Source organism: Acidobacteriota bacterium, assembly GCA_040754075.1.
Lineage (GTDB): Bacteria > Acidobacteriota > Blastocatellia > UBA7656 > UBA7656 > JBFMDH01.
The window spans coordinates 80,231-100,087 of record JBFMDH010000029.1 but is presented as its reverse complement, the minus strand read 5'-3'; the positions used below and the strand labels follow the sequence as shown (position 1 = coordinate 100,087).

Annotated in this window: 20 protein-coding genes; 7 read left to right on the top strand and 13 right to left on the bottom strand. The window is 50.9% G+C overall.

Annotated elements, in window-relative coordinates; genetic code table 11:
- The first annotated feature begins 324 nt into the window (after positions 1-324).
- On the top strand, positions 325-1,233 hold the full coding sequence (locus AB1757_24575; protein ID MEW6130233.1) for a hypothetical protein: 909 nt from the start codon (positions 325-327) through the stop codon (positions 1,231-1,233).
- Positions 1,234-1,477: 244 nt separating this feature from the next.
- Positions 1,478-1,903 (top strand): hypothetical protein, encoded by a 426-nt coding sequence (locus AB1757_24570; GenBank protein MEW6130232.1) that lies wholly within the window; start codon positions 1,478-1,480, stop codon positions 1,901-1,903.
- A 219-nt stretch (positions 1,904-2,122) separates the two neighbouring features.
- Here AB1757_24570 and AB1757_24565 read toward each other — a convergent pair whose 3' ends face one another.
- The 11 genes from AB1757_24565 to AB1757_24515 form a co-directional block, all read right to left on the bottom strand.
- Entirely contained in the window at positions 2,123-2,284 is a 162-nt protein-coding gene (locus tag AB1757_24565) for a hypothetical protein (GenBank protein MEW6130231.1), read from the bottom strand.
- Positions 2,285-2,458: 174 nt separating this feature from the next.
- Positions 2,459-3,760, bottom strand: coding sequence for an adenylosuccinate synthase (locus tag AB1757_24560; GenBank protein ID MEW6130230.1), 1,302 nt, complete (start codon positions 3,758-3,760; stop codon positions 2,459-2,461).
- Positions 3,761-4,125: 365 nt separating this feature from the next.
- Complete coding sequence (gene trxA, locus AB1757_24555) at positions 4,126-4,458, bottom strand: thioredoxin (GenBank protein MEW6130229.1); 333 nt, start codon at positions 4,456-4,458, stop codon at positions 4,126-4,128.
- 113 nt (positions 4,459-4,571) lie between these two features.
- Positions 4,572-6,002 carry a glycogen synthase GlgA gene (gene glgA, locus AB1757_24550; GenBank protein MEW6130228.1) on the bottom strand — a complete coding sequence of 477 codons (1,431 nt, stop codon included), beginning with the start codon at positions 6,000-6,002 and terminating at the stop codon, positions 4,572-4,574.
- Between the two features lie 245 nt (positions 6,003-6,247).
- Entirely contained in the window at positions 6,248-7,411 is a 1,164-nt protein-coding gene (locus AB1757_24545; protein ID MEW6130227.1) for an ABC transporter permease, read from the bottom strand.
- Positions 7,408-8,514 carry an ABC transporter permease gene (locus tag AB1757_24540; GenBank protein ID MEW6130226.1) on the bottom strand — a complete coding sequence of 369 codons (1,107 nt, stop codon included), beginning with the start codon at positions 8,512-8,514 and terminating at the stop codon, positions 7,408-7,410. The genes AB1757_24545 and AB1757_24540 overlap by 4 nt, the downstream gene beginning before the upstream one ends.
- Before the next feature lie 21 nt (positions 8,515-8,535).
- Positions 8,536-10,479 (bottom strand): ATP-binding cassette domain-containing protein, encoded by a 1,944-nt coding sequence (locus AB1757_24535; GenBank protein ID MEW6130225.1) that lies wholly within the window; start codon positions 10,477-10,479, stop codon positions 8,536-8,538.
- Positions 10,480-10,662: 183 nt separating this feature from the next.
- A complete protein-coding gene (locus AB1757_24530) occupies positions 10,663-11,856 on the bottom strand; it encodes an HlyD family efflux transporter periplasmic adaptor subunit (protein MEW6130224.1) in 1,194 nt (397 codons plus the stop codon).
- 66 nt (positions 11,857-11,922) lie between these two features.
- Positions 11,923-12,342, bottom strand: a complete 420-nt coding sequence (locus tag AB1757_24525; GenBank protein MEW6130223.1) for a zinc ribbon domain-containing protein — start codon at positions 12,340-12,342, stop codon at positions 11,923-11,925.
- A gap of 23 nt (positions 12,343-12,365) precedes the next feature.
- Positions 12,366-12,584 (bottom strand): hypothetical protein, encoded by a 219-nt coding sequence (locus tag AB1757_24520; protein MEW6130222.1) that lies wholly within the window; start codon positions 12,582-12,584, stop codon positions 12,366-12,368.
- Positions 12,585-12,624: 40 nt separating this feature from the next.
- Positions 12,625-12,912 carry an STAS domain-containing protein gene (locus tag AB1757_24515; protein MEW6130221.1) on the bottom strand — a complete coding sequence of 96 codons (288 nt, stop codon included), beginning with the start codon at positions 12,910-12,912 and terminating at the stop codon, positions 12,625-12,627.
- 358 nt (positions 12,913-13,270) lie between these two features.
- On the opposite strand from AB1757_24515, the gene AB1757_24510 reads away from it, so the two are divergent.
- The 5 genes from AB1757_24510 (at position 13,271) to AB1757_24490 (ending at position 16,153) form a co-directional block, all read left to right on the top strand.
- Positions 13,271-13,513, top strand: a complete 243-nt coding sequence (locus tag AB1757_24510) for a hypothetical protein (GenBank protein MEW6130220.1) — start codon at positions 13,271-13,273, stop codon at positions 13,511-13,513.
- Positions 13,514-13,580: 67 nt separating this feature from the next.
- Complete coding sequence (locus AB1757_24505) at positions 13,581-14,120, top strand: DUF4136 domain-containing protein (GenBank protein MEW6130219.1); 540 nt, start codon at positions 13,581-13,583, stop codon at positions 14,118-14,120.
- A gap of 67 nt (positions 14,121-14,187) precedes the next feature.
- Entirely contained in the window at positions 14,188-14,892 is a 705-nt protein-coding gene (locus AB1757_24500; GenBank protein MEW6130218.1) for a hypothetical protein, read from the top strand.
- Positions 14,893-14,895: 3 nt separating this feature from the next.
- The gene (locus AB1757_24495; protein ID MEW6130217.1) at positions 14,896-15,543 is read left to right on the top strand and encodes a DUF4136 domain-containing protein; all 648 of its coding nucleotides are present in this window, start codon (positions 14,896-14,898) and stop codon (positions 15,541-15,543) included.
- Between the two features lie 43 nt (positions 15,544-15,586).
- Positions 15,587-16,153, top strand: coding sequence for a DUF4136 domain-containing protein (locus tag AB1757_24490; GenBank protein ID MEW6130216.1), 567 nt, complete (start codon positions 15,587-15,589; stop codon positions 16,151-16,153).
- Between the two features lie 252 nt (positions 16,154-16,405).
- Here the strand turns inward: AB1757_24490 and AB1757_24485 are convergent, their stop codons facing one another.
- Complete coding sequence (locus AB1757_24485; protein MEW6130215.1) at positions 16,406-19,012, bottom strand: sigma 54-interacting transcriptional regulator; 2,607 nt, start codon at positions 19,010-19,012, stop codon at positions 16,406-16,408.
- 64 nt (positions 19,013-19,076) lie between these two features.
- Positions 19,077-19,850: an isoprenyl transferase gene (locus tag AB1757_24480; protein ID MEW6130214.1), complete on the bottom strand. Its 774-nt coding sequence runs from the start codon at positions 19,848-19,850 to the stop codon at positions 19,077-19,079.
- Between the last annotated feature and the right edge of the window lie 7 nt (positions 19,851-19,857).

Sequence of the window (19,857 nt, the reverse complement as noted above, 5' to 3'; positions counted from 1 at the left end):
GGTGACAGCGCACAATCAATTGGTGTTGTTGATCCCGTTTCAGAGATTACTTTATCTTTAGTACCTGTGCGCCCGCTGATGTCGCCCTCCAAAGAGGGTGAAGAAGAAAAGAAAATCCCCTCAAGGAATGTTGACAAGCAGCCAGCAGGACGGATGGGTTTGTGCCACACTCAATGATTGGAACGTACTTTCAACATTTATAGCGTGACTTTTACTCGTGGTTTCTTCAGAGCGCGAACCGTAATGTTCACATGACCTCGCTATGCCGCCCGCGCCCGCTGATGGTGAGTGTTAGGTTGCTACAAGCTAGGCGTTTACAAGCGAATGGGAAAAAGAAAAAAACTAACTAATCCAGAGATGACTCATCTGCTGTTGCTGAATGCAGGCGTATGTTGCGTCTGCAAAGCACGCGGAGTCGGGGTCAACTTTCACCATATTGATCACGACCCCTCCAATAACGATCCAGCCAATATTGCGGTACTTTGCGTTGAAGACCATGACGCACATCACAGACCTAAGAAGTACACGCAGTTAAAACATACTGAGCTTGGTGCAGACAAAATTCGCGCCCATAAAGAAGAATGGGAGGCATTCGTTGCGGACGCCAAGAAAGAGCATCCTCAATCAATCGCAGTAATAAATGCTTATGGAACTCTCGATGCGATACATGCTGTCAGGATGATCTTTCAAAAGGTAGATGGCAAAATAGTACTTGAAAGGCATTATCATCTGCTCGATGGCCCTATCGAGATGTGGATTGACTCAATCTTGGAAGAAATGAACGAGTTAGCTCCTAACCTGAAATTGACTGTGATTAATGAGCCTCTGTCCATTGATTACTGTCCCTGTTGTGGAAATTCTGTATCGAACACTCTTGACTGGAATATCGCCACCAAACTAACCGCATCTGACTGGAATACACAATCCTCTGGTGCTGTGTATATAAACCCAAAGCAATCGTCTCTTGCCATAACCATTGGCTACAAGGAATCTGATATCATTACTGCGCATTTGCATCGATGCGGCAAGTATCTGCATTTCCAAACGCCAAAATTCGAGGAAAGAGTCCTGATTCGATGCGCTCCAAGCGTACGAACTCAAGCAACCAGAATAGTACGAAAATTTATTAAGGAGTGGTCTCCAGCTAGAGTTTTTGTTGGAACTGGCGATCCTGATTCGCCATATTTGATTGACGAGTTTTTGCTACCGAAGGTTTGGGAGCGCGCAACCTAACAACCGCATCCAGCGGAGGCCGCGAAGCGCAGTTCTTATGGCTTCCCGCAATGCCGTTCGCTGCCCCGCTGATGCGGAGCGTTAGCTATCATGACGCGAGGCGTCACTCTCGCGGATGAAAATTAGCCTGCTAATGGAATCAGTGGTTTAGCTACTAATTTTCATACCAGTGGCTTCTTGTAGCTTCAACAGCTTTGTTTCTTATTTCAAAGCAGGCGGCTTGCAGCGAACGTGAGGTAAATCAATGATGATATTCTTCCGAGCAGTCTCGACTTTTCTCATTATGTTCTTCGCTACGACCATCGTATATCCTTGTACATGCGAAATTCTGAAACCGAAGAAGAAGCTGAAGAAAGCTACCGCCGTATTTATCGGAGAAGTCATTGAGATTGGTCATAATGACAAAGACAGCTCAGTGAGTGTCGCAGTCAAATTCAAAGTTGAAGAATATTGGAAAGGAATAAGAGAGCCGTACATTTCAATCGTAACTGAGCCTGCTGTATGCTGTACCTGCGGACTAAAAGTAGAAGCAGGCAAAAGGTATTTGATCTATGCTTTCGCTCTTGAAAACGGACAGCTTGAGACGAGTCTTTGCGCATCAGCGGCAGTTGACAGTGAGCGATCCGTAGATGAATTGAAAGTGCTTGGCAAAGGTAAACATTTGAAGTGAAGGTTGCCTACACATAAGAACGACGCTTAGTTATTGACTGATTTCCTCTCATGAAGCAGTTACGCCTCTTGCTGTTGAGTTCTTCTATAGCCAAACGGTTCAACCGCAAGCTTGAGAAAATAAGCGCGAATTGGCGGGCAAAGTGTTGACCGCCTGAAAAATTATCCTTGCCGCTTCCTGGGTTGATTGATACTTGCAGCAGTCCTGACACACGAGTCTTCATGAATAAAAACGGAAGATGATGGCAAAAGAGGGAATGAGAGAAAAACTTTTTCCGGGCAGATAACGATTCGCCGGTGTGCCGGTAATTGAAACCGACAGCGCGTCTGCCAAAGCTTCGCGCCTGCGCCGCAGGTTGAGGGCGCTGCCGCGAAAGTTCAAACAATGATTAACCGGTGAATCCGAGACTCACCGCACAGCAAAGCGGCACCGCCGCCAAAAATTTGATAATCAATCACTGCGCGCCGCTAAAAAAGCGGTGAACCGAGACAATGAATAAATCGAATTGCCCCGGTTCACCGCTTTATCAATTATGCAAAATCAAAAAATCTCAGCCTACTTTATCCACCGGCTGATTGCCGAACCGTCGCGGATGATGGTTTCGCTGCGTTCGGGTCCCGTCGAAATCAAAGCCATCTCGGTTTCACATAAGGCTTCGAGTCGGGCGATGTAATCTTTCGCAAGTTGCGGCAACTCGTCGTAGCTGGTCGTGCCGCTGGTGTTGGTGTTCCAGCCTTTAACGGTTTCATAGACCGGCTCGCATTGCTCCAGAACGTGGGCGCTGTAAGGCATTTCCTTAATCAATTCGCCGCGATAACGATAAGCCGTACAGATTTTGATTTCAGCGAAATCATCGAGCACATCCATTTTCGTCAGCGCAATCGCGTCCAATCCATTGACCGTCGCTGAATAACGACCGACCACCGCATCAAACCAGCCTGTGCGCCGCGGACGCCCGGTTGACGCGCCATATTCGTTGCCTTTCTTGCGCAGGTATTCGCCGTCGCTATCGAATAACTCTGTCGGGAAAGGTCCGCCGCCGACCCGCGTGGTGTAGGCTTTGGAAATCCCTAACACGCCGGTAATCAGTTTCGGCGCAAGCCCTGTGCCGATGGTTGCGCCGCCCGCTGTGGCGCTCGACGACGTGACGAACGGATAAGTGCCGAAATCGACGTCGAGCATCGTCCCTTGCGCGCCTTCGAGCAATACCGATTTGCCTTCGCGCACCGCCGCGTTCAACATCACACAGGTATCTTTGACGAAGGGCACCAGGCGCAACGCTTCATTCAAATATTCATCAATCATCTGTTCGGCGTTAATCAATTCGCCGCCGCAATACTGGATTTCGCGGTTGGCTTTTTCAACATTCTCTTTGAGTTTCTCGTGCAGTAAATCGGGGTAGAGCAAATCGCCTGCGCGAATGCCGGTGCGCGAAGCTTTGCTTTCGTAAGTTGGCCCGATGCCGCGCAAGGTCGTGCCGACGCCGCTTTTGCCGAGTTTGAGTTCGCGCGCGTGGTCAAGCGCCGCGTGATACGGCAATATCAAATGGGCGCGGTCAGAGATAAACAAACGCCCTTCGCATTTGATGTTCATCTCTTCGAGTTCACTGACTTCCAGATTGAACGCCTGCGGATTGACGACTACGCCATTGCCGATCACACAGAGCGAATTTTCCTGAAGAATGCCCGAAGGGATTAAATGCAAAACGAATTTGCGTTCGCCGATATAGACCGTGTGCCCGGCGTTGTGACCGCCTTGATAACGCGCCACCACCTCGAAATGCGGAGCCAGTAAATCAACCACTTTGCCTTTGCCTTCGTCGCCCCATTGCGCGCCGATTACTACGATATTTTTCATGATGAATGCCTTTTTGATAATCGGGAATTCAATGTTTGAAATTAAAAACCATAGCATCCTCTGCGCCTGCCTCTAGGTCCTCTGCGGTTATTCAAAAGATAAACGGAAACCGCAGAGGGCGCAGAGGATTTCGCGATGAGGTCGCAGAACCTGTAATCAAATTCCCATATTGTAAAACTTCTAATCCTGATTAGCCCGCGCGAACCCACGAACCGGAATTTCAGAAGCAGTTTTTTAGTGAAAGAGTGCGGTTAAAGACCGCTTCCAAACTTGTGAATGTTTCTGTCGGTGCGGGATGCAAACAGAAGTGCAGGCGCACCACGCTGTCTACGTGTGCGCCTGCGATTGAAGACTTGCGAAAATCTTTACGCCCCGATGGCTTGATCAATCATTCGCGCGATGTTGTCTTTGCTGGTCATGCCGATGACGCGGTCGGCTTCATCGCCACCTTTGAACAAAATCAATGTCGGAATGCCGCGAATGCCGTAACGCGCGGGAACATTCGGACTGAAATCGACATTGAGTTTTACGACTTTGGCTTTGCCGCTGTAATCTTCGGCGACCGCATCAACTGCCGGAGCCAGGGCGCGGCACGGGCCACACCATTCTGCCCAAAAATCAACCAACACCGGTTGAGCAGATTTTAAAACTTCCTGTTCAAAAGTCTCATCGGTTACTTCACTGACGAATTTGTTCATTTAAACCTCCAAAAATATTTATTTAATGAATCCAGAATATGAATCAAAAAACCAGTCCGGTTTATTTCCCGGTTTTAAATATCAGCACATAAAATTACCAGACTTGAGCCAATTTAACTATGCGTCAGGCGCTCGTACAACGCGACGTATTGCCGCGCCGAAACATTCCACGAATAGTCTGCATACATGCCGTTGAGCATCAACTGCCGCCACAACTCTTTATCCATATAGACCATCAACGCTTCATAAATTTTTTCCACCAGTTTGTCGGCATCGTAGTCATAAAATTTAAAGCCATTGCCCTGCCTGGTAGCGCGATTGAAATTTTCAATCGTATCATCGAGTCCGCCAACCGCGCGGACAATCGGCGCAGTCCCGTATTTGAGCGAATACATTTGATTGAGTCCGCAAGGCTCAAACCGCGACGGCATCAAAAACATGTCTGCACCGGCTTCGATTTTGTGCGCCAGTTCATTCGACAGTCCGAAATAGACGCCGACCTGATGCGGGCGGGTATCGCGCAAACGTTGAAAAGCATCTTCAAAATATTTTGCGCCCGAACCGAGCAATACAAAATTCGCGCCTCTGTCCAACACTCGCCAGATGGCATCAATGATTAAATCGAAACCTTTCTGGTCGGAAAGCCGCGACACGCAACCAATCAACGGGCGCTCTAAATCTTCCGGCAACCCGAAAGTGCGCAGCAAATCGCGTTTGCATTCGCGTTTGCCGGTCAAATCGTGCGGCGAAAAGTGAGCAGCGATGTAAGGGTCGTTTTCGGGACTCCATTCTTCGTAATCCACGCCGTTTAAAATGCCGAAAAGCCGGTGCCGACGGGCGCGCAACACGCCATCAAATTGATAAGCGTATTCGGGGGTTTGAATCTCTTGCGCGTATTTGGGACTGACGGCGTTGATGGCATCGGAAAATACCAGACCGGCTTTGAGCATACTTGATACGCCATGAAATTCGATGCCGCCTTCCGAGCGATTGACCCATTCCGGCAAGCCGTATTTGCCGGTCGAATACGGGCTGAACAACCCATGAAACGCCATGTTGTGAATCGTAAACACAGTTTTGACATGAGCAATCACCGGGTCTTTGGCGTACACCGCTTTTACATAAATCGGAATCAGCCCGGTCATCCAATCATTCAGATGAAAGATGTCGAATTGTTCATTGAAGGCTTTGGCGAGTTCAACGGTGGCGCGGCTGAAATAGGCGAAGCGGTCAGGGTCGTCATGCTCGCCGTAGAGTTTGCCGCGAAAATAGAAATGTGGCGCGTCGATGAAATAGACCGGCACTTCGCTGGAACGATCAAGATAGATATCCGATGTGTAAAGCTGACCGTCAAACGGAACCTGAATGTTGCCGGGAAGGCGTTCGCCGCTGTGCAGGATTTTTTCGAGATTGTAACGCGGCATCACGATGCGAACCCGGTGTCCGAGTCGCGCCAGGGCTTTCGGTAATGCGCCCGCAACGTCCGCGAGTCCGCCGGTTTTCGCGTAGGGGACAACCTCTGATGCCACAAACAGGATGTTCAATCGTTGTCCCCCATAACTCAGAAAGTAGCTGACTCTCAAGACCGAAAATAGTAGAGAGCGCGTAGAGCATTGTCAAGAAAATGGACTGATGCTGAAAAGTAGTGAATAAAACCACAGAGACACCGAGACACAGAGAAGAAAAAGAAAGGGAAATAGGAAGTCGGGGAGGATTTGAAAAACTTATCGGTTCACCTTTTTACCTTTTTCTCGGTGTCTCGGTGTCTCTGTGGTGAATTTCTTTCAACTCAGCCGAGTTGTTTGCGAAACCGCCAGGCGCTTATGCCAACTAACAGAACGGCAAAAGCGAGCAGCGCCAGCAGGTGCGGGTATAAAACTTCCATACCTGCGGCTTTGAGCATGATGCCGCGCGCGATGGTGGCAAAATGGCGAATCGGATTTAAATAAGTCAAAGGTTGTAACCAATCGGGCATTCCTTCAATCGGCGTAGTCGCGCCTGAAAGCAAAGCCAGCGGCGGATTGATAAAAAAAATGAGCAACTGCGCCTGTTGTTGCGACCGTGTGAAGGTCGCAATGAATGTGCCGATGCCGATGCCTGCAAAGATGCAAAGCCCACCGGCAGAACAGAGCAATAAAAGATTGCCGCGCACCGGCACATCGAACACCGCGTACCCGACGCCCAGCGCCAGACCAATATCAATCAACAGCAATAAAAAAAGCGGCGCGATTTTGGCAATAATAATTTCCGAAGCCTCGGCAGGCGTCATCAATAATTGTTCAACCGTGCCAATCTCTTTTTCTTTAACCAGCGATGCCGAAGCAATCAGCGAACCGTTCAACACCAGCAGGATGCCAAGCGTTCCGGTGATGATAAACCAGGCGCTTTCGAGTCCCGGATTGTAAAGCAATGCCACCCACGATGAAATTTTTCCTTCTGGTTTTGGCATCGGCGGTGAGTTGATTGCTATTGCGCGCCCGTTGATGGCGTCTCGCTGATTGAGCGCAGCAATAATTCGCGAAGCGTAACCTGCGGCAATCCCTGCGGTGTTTGAATCCGACGCATCAAACAACAACTGCACATCGGCGGTCTCGCGGCGTTGGCGTTTTCGCGCAAAATCATTTGGAATAATCAATCCGGCATCGAGCTTACCTTCGCGAAGCGCTGCGCCGAGCGCCTCGCCCGATTCATAAAAGCTGCGCACTTGAAAGGATTGACTTTCAACGAAGGCGGAAATCAATTCGCGGCTCGTCGCGCTGCGGCTTTCATCAACCACACCGAGTCGTAGATTGGTGACTTCGGGGTTCAAGGCAAAACCGAAAATCAAAATCTGAATCGTCGGCGGAACGATTAACGAGGCAATCAAACGGCGGTCGCGTTTGATTTGCCGCAGTTCTTTTAAGAACAATGCCCAGAGTCTGGTGGCGAAAATTTTGTGCAATAAGTTTTTCATAAATCCACCTGCATGTGGCGCATCTTTCGCCACGCCAGAACGAAGTAAAATAATCCCAACAGTGCAAGCATCAGCGGCGCATGCCACACCGCCGCCCAACCGCCGCCGCGCAAAAAAGCGTCGCGGGCAATCTCAATGAAATAACGCGCCGGAACCACCCCGGCTATCCAGCGAATCCCTGCGGGGATGTTTGAAATCGGAAACATAAAGCCCGATAACAGGAACGACAGCAGAAAACTGACCATCGCCACGGCTTGAATTGCGGTTGCCTGATTGGGAACCACTGCGCCAACCATCACCCCGAACCCGACATTGCAAAACAGGTAAAGCAAAGTTCCAACCACAAACGGCGTCGGGTCACCGGCAAAGCGCAAACCGAAAACCATCATGCTGGCGAGTACCGCGAGCGCCCATTCGGTCAAAGCGATGACGAAAAAAGCCAGCGTTTTTCCGAGTAAAAATTCAGGCGCGGAGATGCTTGAAACATAAACCTGCAGGATGGTTTTCTGTTCGCCTTCGCGCGAGGTCGCAAGCGCCGCAAGCAATGGCGGAAAGAGCGCCAGCACGACTGCAAGCGCGCCGGAGCCGATATATTTATCCGATTCGCGTCCGGGGTTATGCCACATGCGCATCTCGGCTTTGATTGGCGATGTCGATTCACGGAAATCTTTTTGCGAGGCAAAAGCCTGTGTGACTGCCGCAGCATTGCCGCGCACGATGTTTGCCGTGTTGGCATCGGTCGCATCAATGAGCCATTGCACCTGAGCATCCCCGCCGCGCAGATAATCACGCTCGAAATTTTGCGGGATGATGATTGCTGCTCTGGCTTTTTCGCCATCGAGCATGGTTTCCGGTCGCGCATCAATAGGCAAAGGGTGAACACGAAAGGTAAGCGAGGTGTTACACGCATCAATATAACGACGCGAAAGCGGAGTCTGATCCAGGTCTTGAATAACCACCGGGAGATTAGTGACCGAAAACGAAATCGCTTTGCCAAACAGCACCAGCAAAATGAGCGGCAGAATGATCGCGAGCGTCAACGTCAATTTATCCCTGAAGGTTTGTGTCAATTCTTTGCGCGCCTGGGCGATGATGCGTTTCATACTCTCGACCTCCGCTTTCTTTTAATCCTCAACCGCAAATTTGCCCTGTTTACGGGCTTTTTCGACGACAGTGATAAAAACGTCTTCGAGCGAATAACGCTCCTCGGTAGCCTTAAAAACGCCAATGCCATTGGCATTTAGTTTTTGCGAAAGGCTGCTGATTTCTGTGACCGCGCCTTCATCAACAATGACGTGCAACCGATCCCCGAAGAGCGAAACCCGCCAACGCTCCATTGCACGCTTCAATAAATCGGCGGCGCGTTGCGGTTGCTCGGTTTTTAATTCGAGCAAATGCCCTGTCTGTTCGGCTTTGATTCCCGTCGGTGTGCCTTCAGCGACGAGTTCGCCCGCGACCATAAACCCTAGCCGATTGCACTGCTCGGCTTCTTCGAGATAATGCGTGGTGACGAGCACCGCGACACCACGGTCAGCAAGCGTGTTGATCATCTTCCAGAATGCGCGGCGGGCGAGCGGGTCAACCCCTGATGTCGGCTCATCCAAAAACAACACGCTCGGTTCGTGCATCACTGCCGCGCCGAAAGCAACACGCTGTTTCCAACCGCCGGGCAAATCGCCGGTCATCATATTGCCTTGCCCTTCGAGTCCCGAAAATTCCAATACCCAGCGTTTTTTCTCTTCACGCTCCGCAAGCGGTATTTGATAAACGCCCGCGAAAAAATCGAGATTATCGTTAATTGTCAAATCGTCGTAGAGCGAAAATTTCTGTGACATATAGCCGATGCGCCGCCGTAAAAAACTCGAACGTAGACTGCCGCGTTCGCCGGCGAGTTCAATGTCGCCGCTCGATGCGCCAATCAGTCCGCAGAGCATTTTGATAGTGGTGGTTTTGCCTGCGCCGTTTGCCCCTAAGAGTCCGTAAATCTCGCCGTATTTGATTGCAATGTTGATATCTTTCACGGCATGAAACGCGCCGAAACGCTTTTGTAGATCAATGGCTTTAATGGCGATGGCATCCGGGTCGCGCTCGCGAAATATTCGCCGAACCGGAAATGCCGGAGTTCTGACAATGCCGCCGAGTTCGCGCAACACCGCGACAAAGGTATTTTCAAGGGTCGGCGAAACCGCGCGAATCTCGCGCACTTCAAGACCCGCCTGCTTCAACGCTGCACGCGCACAGGTTTCGCCGATTTTCAAATCGCTCACCATCACATCAAGCCGGTCGCCGAAGCGTTGTACATCGGCAATCTCGGAAACCTTACTGAGTAATTCTTCGGCGCGACTCAAATCCTCAGCGCGAACTTCCAGACGTTCGAGTCCGAGATTTTCGCGAAGTTCGGCGGGTGTTCCGGTTTGATGAATGGTGCCGTCCTGCATCAGCGCCACTCGCGTACAGCGTTCGGCTTCGTCGAGATAAGGTGTGGCGACCACGATGGTCATGCCTTCGGTTGCAAGCGCCGCCAGCGCATCCCAGAATTCGCGGCGCGAAACCGGGTCGACGCCGGTGGTCGGTTCATCAAGTAATAAAATTTTCGGTTCGCTGATGAGCGCGCAGGTAAGCGCGAGTTTCTGTTTCATACCGCCACTGAGTCTTCCTGCCAAACGGGCGGTGAACCTGTCCATATCGAACAATTTCAAATAGCGATTGCCGCGCGTTTCAATTTGCTGGCGCGATAATTTTCGGAGTTCACCCATATAACGCAGGTTTTCAGCGACGCTTAAATCCTGATAGAGACTGAAAGCCTGCGTGAGATAACCGATGATATTGCGGGCGTCGCGTGTCGTTTGACCGAATACCAACGCTTCACCTGCGGTTGCCGCCATTACCCCACCGAGAACTTGAAACACTGAGGTTTTGCCCGCGCCATCGGGCCCGATGAGTCCGAAGATTTCGCCTTCACGAATATCCAAATCAATGCCGCGCACGGCTGCGATTGCGCCGTAATTTTTTCGCAAACCGCGAATGCGAATCGCGTGGTTTCGTGGCGGTGCTTCTTGCTCATTCATTTCAACTGACAGCAGCGAAGCCGGAAATGCGCTCAGGGTATTTAATGTCGCGTTCGTTGGTGTGTTCATAGGTGTATTACCTTGAAAAATGAAATAAAGGGAGTTGGTCAACATCCTCTGTCCGGCACGGTCAAAGACCGCTTGTTCAACACCGGACAGCCTGTTTAATTGGCATTTCAATATTCACCTTCGGGTTTCAGCTACCCAGGTGTTGCCTTCGACCAGCACACTGCCATCGGCAGGCATACCGGGTTTGGCATAGCCTTGCGGATTCACCAACTGAAGTTTTACGCCGACCACCTGTTTGACGCGGTCGTGACGAAAGTAGGTATTTTCGGGCGTAAACGAAGCCTGTGGGTCGATGCGTGAGACCACCGCTTCAAGCGGTTCGTCGGGATTGGAATCAAGATAAACGCGAGCCGTTTGCCCGATGCGCACACGTCCGATTTCGCCTTCGGGAATAAAGCCGCGCAAATAAACCTTGTCGAGATTGACAAGCGTGATAATGGCTGTGCCTGGGGCAACAACTTCGCCGGGTTCTGCGGCGCGGGTTGCTACCGTTCCATCAAAGGGCGCGATGACTTTCAAATCGGCGCGATTGGCTTCGGCTTCGCGAAACTCTGCGCGGGCGCGTTCAGCATCGGCTTTTGCAGAAAGAATATCGGATTCGGCTTGTTGAATCTGCTGTTCGATTGCCGCCGCCTGCGAAGCGTGAATCGCCGGATTTTCGAGATTGGCTTTTGCAGCGGTGAGCGCCCCGCGCGCCGCTTCCACCTGTTTTTTCGCAGCTAAAACGACAGCCTCCTGCGCTTGTGCCGCGGTCGTTGATTGCATGCCCTCGCGTTCCGAAACATTGCCTTGACGCGCCAGTGCGGTGAATTTCTCTTTGTCATAACGCGCCTGCGCGTATGCCGCCTGGGCTTCGGCAAGCGCGGCTTCGGCGGCGGCGAGTTGCGCCTCGGCTTGCGCCACGCGACCCTCTGCATCGGTGCGCGATTGATTTTTGCTCAGGCGGCTTTGTTCGAGTTGCGCTTGCAAAACGGCAATCTGTTGCCGCGAATGTTGAAGCCGCGCTTCGGCTTGCGCGACCATTGATTGCGCTTGCGACAACCGCGCGTTCATCTGTTCATCATCGAGCACAGCAATCACCTGCCCGGCTTTTACGGTGTCGCCTTCGCGCACGCTGATTTCGCGTATGCGACCGGAAGTTTTGGCGGCAATCGCTGCATCATCGCTTTCAATGCGCCCGCTGAGCGAAATAATCTGATGCGGCGGTTGCGGCGCGCGCAAAAAGAACCACCAGATGAGAAACCCTGTGGTCAACAATAAGCCAAGCGTGACAGGCGCGGCTTTTTTGAATTTATTGTTTGTCGTCATAACTTTGTTCTCCTTCTCCGAAATCAATCAAAGGGTTAAATCGAATTTTGGTTTTCAAGAAAATGCTCACTCGCGTTGCAGGCTGGCTTTTGCCGCAAGATAGGCATCAAGCGGCGAAAGCAACATAATCATCAGCCAGATGGGAAGCAGAATGAGCGCCAGCACCAGCGTTTTGCTCCATTGGCTTTGCAGTTGTCCGGTCTGTCGCGAGGTCAGACCTTCAGTTGCCGATTTAATCAATGGCGTCGAAACCGCGTGATAAAAGTTTTCATCCATAGTCGTCGTTGCGTAAGAAACGGAGCGGTCTTGATCATTCGCCATAGCGAGCGCCACGGTTGGCTGCGACGAAAATTCGTCCGTCCAGTCTGGGTTATCTTGTTGCGCCCCGCACTGACGACAGAATTGATTATCGGCAAGTACGCCTGCGCCACAGACAGTACAAAGTTTGACGAAAACTTGTTTACATTGAACGGCTTTGCCAGACATCTGGGTTTCCTCAATGATGCTGCTCAATGGTTGTTGAAAAATTCAACGACCGGCAGTTTTTGTGTAGAAGTTGCTTCTTGAAACCGAGGGTTAGCGGTTCCCTGCGCCACGACTGTTTGGATAACCAGAAAAATCAACGCCAGGATGGTGAACAGAAATTGCAACACTATATCGACGTTGTCTGATTGCGCGGTTCGTCCAGTCGCCATCATCTTATGATTGGTTTTATGGTTCGGTTGCATCTTTGTGGTTCCTCCAAAAATTTTTGCTGCACAGTAACAATTAAACCGGCTGCTTTTCGTGAGCGGCGATCTCTTCGGCGATAAACTGAGTTAATACATTGGTCGCCAGAATTTCGACGCCGGCGTTATGAATCAAAGCCAGTGCCCCCCGACCATCGCTATCAACAAAGGTGACTTCCGATAAATCCAGACAGATTTGTTGAACCGTCTGTGCCTGGCAAACGGCTTGATAACAAGCCCGCAACTCTTCAACATATTTGCCCATCAAGCGGCCTTCGAGTTTCAACATCACGGTCTCTTCATTGTGGTAACAACTAATCTTCAACATTTTTTTCTTTCCTTTACGGGTCAGAGTTAAGGCAAGCCGCTTACCACAACGCCTTGATTTTTGCGTTTTCAGTTAAGCGATTGAATCAGTGAGGGTTGTGATTGAACGGTGGAAAAGTAACAAGCGTCATTGCGCTGAAGTGACGAAAAACTAAAGCCGACATTTCGGCGTTTGCCGACATTTCGGCAATAAAAAATGCGAAATCCGGCATGGTCATTTTTCTTCGACTCCCCGATTTTTCAGGCTAACTCCGTTTGCTTCATTGGCTTAAATCCAGAGCCGGAAAAATCCATTGCTTTGGCAACAAGTTTGCCCTTATGCCAACCGTCGCCAACAAGCGCTCAGGTAGCAAAGCCGGATGAGCGATTTGCTTGCGATGCGATTGCAGCGCCGCCTGCAAACAACTTTGTCGTTAAAAAAAGGAGAAGGCACACAACGTATGTTTGAACTGATTTTGCTTGTCATGCTGCTGTTTACAGGCTTCTGCGCAATGATTCTGGTGTGGAGTTTTTTCAACATCTTCGGCAGAAGAAACGCCAAAAGAAAAAGAAAACTGATGCAGACACAGATGCGCCACAGTAGCCAGAACAGCCGCGCATAAGTTTCGAGAAACGATTTCGATAACTCGGAGGAACAGGAAAATGAATCAACTTAAAGGAGAAACCATAATGAAAGTTAAAGGAGAAACCAACATGAAAATTTCGCAAGGATTCGTGAGCTTATGCTTTCTGCTGCTGCTTGCAGGAAGTTCGTTTGCTCAAAAAGTGAATGTGGATTATGACAGAGGCGCAGACTTCTCGAAGTATAAGACCTACAGTTGGGCAATGGGAACGCCAGCCGCCAACCCGATGGTTCACCAACGTATCGTCGCCGGTGTCGAAGCGCAACTTGCCGCTAAAGGATTGCGCAAGGTCGATAGCAACCCTGACCTGATCGTCGCTTATCACGCGGCAACCGATACGCAGGTTTCCGTGAGTAGCTGGGGCGGCGGACCCTTCGGCGGTTGGCGCATGGGATCAGGCACCGCCACTGTAAACAAAGTTCCGGTGGGACAACTGATGATCGATATCGGTGATGTAAGCGCCAAACGATTCGTCTGGCGCGGAACCGCCAGCGCCACAGTCAGCAGTAAACAGGAAAAGAACGAGAAATATCTGAATACGGCGCTCGCCAAGATGTTCCAGAATTTCCCGCAACCGCCTAAATAAATCTACCCGGGTTGAGCGGAAGCGACCCGCTTCTGCTCAACTCACTCAATGCAGAAGGAGAATGTTTATGAAACTCAGTGATTACAAAACAAAATTTAAAATTAACTTGGTGTCGATAATTACCTTGATTTTATTGGGAAATCTCGTCGCTCAGGCGCAAGACCCGGCGCAACTCAAAGAGATTTTCGCCCGCTCGCAGCAACAGAACGCACAGGCGCTAAGGCAATACGCCTGGAAGTCGCGCAACGAAGTCAAAAAGAATGGCGAGAGTAAAAGCACAAAGGTTTTCGAGATGCGTTACGACGCCAACGGTAATCTCCAGAAACGACAAATCAGCGCCACAGAACCGTCACTGCCGAAAGGACCACTCATCGGACGCATCGCGCAAAAGAAGAAAGATGATTTTATTGAGATGGTCAATAAACTGGGCGAGCAGGTCAAAGCTTACAGTCAATTACCGCCTGAAAAAATGCAGGCGTTTCTGGCGAGCGCAACCATCACGCCCAAATTAAATGAAGGCATGGTGCAGATTCAGGGCGAACATTTACTGCAACGCGGCGACGTGATGCGCATTTTCATTGATGTCAAAAGCCGCAAACAACGGCGCGTCGAGATTGCCACGTTCTTTGAAAACCAGCCGGTGAAAGCGGTGATTGAATTCAGCGAATTGCCAGCCGGGCTGACCTATACGGCGCGCACGGTGGTTGATTACCCGAAGGAATCGCTGCAACTCATCACGGAAAACTTTGGTTATCAGCGCGAGGGGAGGTGAAGGATGAAACTGAGTTCATCACGATTCATCGCTTTCAATTTTGCAAATGCGCGAATGCACACATCGCGCGAAGCCTGGCTCAAAAACTTAACTGATAGATTGCCGGAGAGCCGCTTTCACCTGAAAAAAATCGTCTTTCTAGCGGCAACGGTTCTGTTTGTCTTTCCCTTTGTGGTGCAGGCGCAAAGCGTGAAGGTCGTCTATGATGAGACGCGCGACTTCACGAAATTCAAAACCTACGCCTGGGGCAAAGGGAGTCCGGCAAACAATCCGCAAATTCATAAACTGGTTGTGAATGAGATAGACCGGCAATTGCAAAGCCGGGGATTGAAAAAGGTGGAAGCCAATGCCGACCTCAAGGTTATCTATTACGCCTCGCTTGACGGTTACATCAATGAAGGCGCGGTCGAATACATGAAAAATTCCGACTGGCAGAAATGGGGCGAACACGAACCGGTTTATGGACCAAAGATGGTCGCCCTGCTGATTGCCCGCATGGTGCTTGACCTGGTTGATGTTTCGACCAACACGCTTGTCTGGAGGGGACGCGCCAAAGACGCTTATACGCCGAATCAAGCCAGAGGTAAGAAACGCGTGAATAAAGCATTGGCGAAACTGTTCGCTAAACTACCACCGCTTTCCGCCACCTGAAAGTTGAAAGCGGTGGATGAACACCACTGATTTGAGAGGTTCTATGAATATGCTTTACAGAGGGTTTAAAAATACGCTGCGCATGGTGTTATCGGTGATGGGATTGTTGTTCGCGGCGCAGGTTGCTTTCAGCCAATCCATCAACAGCGCGTATGACAAAGAGGTCAATTTATCGAGGCTCAAAACCTATGACTATAAAGTTGAAGAGCGGGATAAAACCGACGCGCTGGCGAGTGATACGCTGATGGCGCAACAAATCAAAGACGCTTTGGAAGAGGCGCTCGAAGCCAACTATTATCATCAATCGTTTGGCGGTACGCCCGATTTCCTGGTTGCCTATCACGTCAGCGCCAAAGATGTAACCGCAAGCCGCCGTGTGCCGCTCAGAGGTTTGCCGGGACCGCGCGGCAATCTGCAAATCGAAAGCCTGGTTCAGGGAACGTTGACGGTTGATTTTATCGACCCTGAGACTCGCAAACTCATCTGGCGCGGGGTGGCAACGGGAATCGTCGGCAGCGCGTCGGTTGATTTCAAAGTTGCCGAAGAGAAAATCAAAGCGGCAACGAAGTTACTCTTAGAGCAGTTTCGTAAAGATGTGAGCGGTCTTTAGAGCGCCTTGCAATTGAATTGACTGAGGGGATGTTGAAGGAGCGGTCTTTGACCGCGACGCTTACGCGGCGGTTATGAGTAAAAACAATCGCGAACCGCTCTGATGGCTATAGGTGCGATGAGCGAGGGCATGAACTGGTTATAGCCACTTTGCGGTTCTGCCGTTTTGATGTGCGGAGTCGCGGATTTACCGGGAAATTTCGCAATAGGTTTTCGAGTTTTTCAACCTCAGTCAATTTGTTTGCAAGCTCTGTTAAGACTGACGAAAGATGCCGAGTTTTTGCATACGGGATTGCAAGGTGGTGCGCTTCATGCCGAGACGCGCGGCTGCGCCTTGCGGGCCGCCGATGACCCAACGGGTTTCTTCAAGGGCGCGTAAGATGTGTTCGCGTTCTGCGGTTTCAAGCGTCGCAATCGTTGCGGGGCTTGGTTGCGGCGCGGGTTTCAATTCCGCAAGCGAAACCGTAAGCGCCGCGCCTGGTGTGAGGATGACGGCGCGTTCGATGAAGTGTTCGAGTTCGCGAACATTGCCGGGCCAGTGATAAGCCGTGAGCGCGGCAATCGCCTCGCCTGGAATGGTTTCGATATTTTTTTTCATGCGCCGCGCGAATTTCTGTGTGAAAAAGCGCGCCAGCAATTTAATGTCTTCCGGGCGTTCGCGAAGCGGCGGAATGTGAATCGGAAAAACATTCAGGCGATAAAACAGATCGCCGCGATATTTTTTCTCTTCGACCATCTGCGCCAGGTCGCAATTGGTCGCGGCAATCAGTCGCGTATCAACGCGGATGGTGCGGGCGCTACCGAGTCGTTCAAACTCCTGCTCCTGCAACACGCGCAAAAGTTTCGGTTGTAATTCAAGCGGAATGTCGCCGACTTCATCCAAAAAAAGCGTGCCGCGATGCGCCAGTTCAAAACGCCCGATGCGTTGCGCAATCGCGCCGGTAAACGCGCCTTTTTCATGTCCGAAAAGTTCGCTTTCGAGTAGTCCCGTAGGGATTGCCGCGCAGTTGAGTTTCACCATGGTGCGTTCGCTGCGGTTGCTCAAGTTATGAATGGCGCGGGCGATGAGTTCTTTGCCGGTTCCGGTTTCGCCTTGAATGAGAATAGTTGAATCGGTAGGCGCGACCGTTTCAATCTGTTTCAAAATGCGTTTGAGCGCGGCGCTCTGTCCGATGATTTCTTCAAAGTTAAAGACCGTTTGAATCTCTTCTTCGAGATAGAGTTTTTCGCTGGCGAGTTTGTTTTTAAGCGAGTCGATTTCGTGATAAGCCAGGGCATTTTCGACAGCGATGGCAATCTGTCGGGCAAGCTGCATCAGCAAGTCTCCATCGTCTGCGGAAAACGCCGCTTCGATTTTACTGGCAATCGACATGGCTCCGATGACGCGGTCGTGGCGCATGAGCGGCACCGAACAACCTGACTTGAAGCCCTGTTCGATGAAGCGTCGAACGATTTCCGAATCGTAAGTTTCCCCATCTCCTTGCCCCAGGATGACGGCTTGTTTGGTGAGAACCGCGCGTCCGGCGGGTGTCCCGTCAAGCGGCACCAGCATGCCTTCTTCGAGAAATTTGACGTTGGCGGTATCGTCCAGCGCATAAGCGCGCAATTCGCCAAGGGCTTCGTTGTAAAGCCCCATCACTGCAACATCGTGTTGAAACACCTGACGCAAACAAGCGGAAACCGCGCGAAAGAGCGCAGGCAAATCGAGCGCCGAGGCAATCGCGTTATTCAAATCAAGCAGCAATTGTAAACGCTCAGACTGGCGTTTAGCCTGTTGTTCGGCAACCCGCGCTCGTTCAAAATTGAGGGCGTTATCGACAGCGATGGATACCTGATTGGCAACCTGAAGCAGAAATTCTTTGTCTTCGTCGGAAAATGCCTGTTCATGTTTACTGGTGACACCCAGCACGCCGAGTTGTTGCCCTTTGGCGGTAAGCGGAATGCAGATGCCCGATTGCGTGCCTTCGTCAAAGACCCGCTTCGATAAATCGGAATAGAATTTTTCGGCGTCCGGTTTATCGACATAGACCGGTTGACCGGAGGTGAACGCCAGACCGCTTGGACTGCCTTCAAAGGGAATGGGAAAGCCTTGTTCTGCCAGCGGATGCTGCGGCGGAAAATTGCTCATAAAAGCGCGCAGTTGATTGATTTCCTGGTCATACAACAAGACGCCGACGGTGTCGTTGCCGATGACTTCACGAATGCTTGGCGAGATGACGCGCAAGAGTTCCTTGAGGTCAAGTTGCGAAACCATAGCGTTGGTAATCTTGAGCATCAGCCGCAAACGCTCGGACTGACGTTTTGTCTGTTGTCCGGCAATCTGGGCGTTTTCAAAATTGAGCGTGTTATCCACAGCAACCGCTACCTGTCTGGCGACCTGTTGCAGAAATGACAAATGAGTTTGGCTGTATGCCGAAAGCTCTTTGCTGCCAAATCCCATTGCGCCCAAACGACGATTGACCGAAGTCAACGGGGTCACGTAGAGGGCTTTCATTCCCTGCAAACGCAACAAGGCGATGATCTCAGGAAAGCGGGTTTCGGATTCCACATCGATGAATAAAGGTTGCTGCGTCCGCCATACATAACCCGATGGGCTGGTTTCGACGGATGAATCGGGTGGCGGCGGGGAAAGAATCGGTGTTGGAGTTTCCAGGGAATGCAGGCGCATCACATTGCGCTCGGCATCGTGCAGCAGCACCCCGATGAAATCATAAGGCGTGATGTGATGAAGTTTTTGCGAGAGGGCGTGGAAAAGCGACGGCAAATCTTTGTGCGAAACAATCGCCTCGGCAACCTCCAGGAGCGCCTGGTACTGCTGAATAAAAAAAGGGTCTCTTGCTGGTTCCTGCTCTCCATGCATAGGATGAGCAATATCACTTCGGGTGGCGCACTGTAAAGCAGAGTTGTCAGTTTGAAGTTTTCACTCAGGCAATCGCCACGCCGCCAAAACGCCGGTCGCGTTTTTGATATTCAACCAGGGCTTGATAAAAATCGACTTCGCGAAAATCGGGCCACAGTTTGTCTGTGACATAAATTTCCGAATAAGCGATTTGCCAGAGCAGAAAATTGCTGAGACGCATTTCGCCGCTCGTGCGAATCAATAAATCGGGGTCGGGAATTTGGCGTGTATAAAGTTTGTTGGCGATGAGTTCGTCATTGATGTCTGCGAGGCTCAGATGTCCGGCGGCGACCTCTTTGGCAATGGCGCGGCAGGCATCGAGAATTTCGCTGCGCCCGCTGTAATTCAAGGCGACATTGAGTTGCAAGCCGGTGTTTTGAAAGGTCGCAAGTTCGGCTTTGCGGATTTGTTCAAGCACAGAAATGTGCAAACCTTCGACGCGACCGAGCATTTGAAAGCGAATATTATTTTTGCGCAGTTCCGGCAGTTCTTTGCGCAGGAATTCGACGAGCAAATCCATGAGAGCGCGGACTTCGAGTTTCGGGCGTTTCCAGTTTTCGGTTGAAAAGGCGTAAAGCGTCAGGTGTTTGAGTCCGAGCCGGGCGGCGGTTTCAACGGCGCATCTGACCGAATCTGCCCCGGCGCGATGCCCGGCAACGCGCGGCAGATTTCTTCCCGTCGCCCAACGCCCGTTGCCGTCCATAATGATGGCAACATGCGCGGGTAATTTGTTCAGGTCAATCTGCTGGAAAAAATAGTCTTCATCGTTGGTGGTTTTATTAAAAATCCTCAGCGCCATAGTGCTT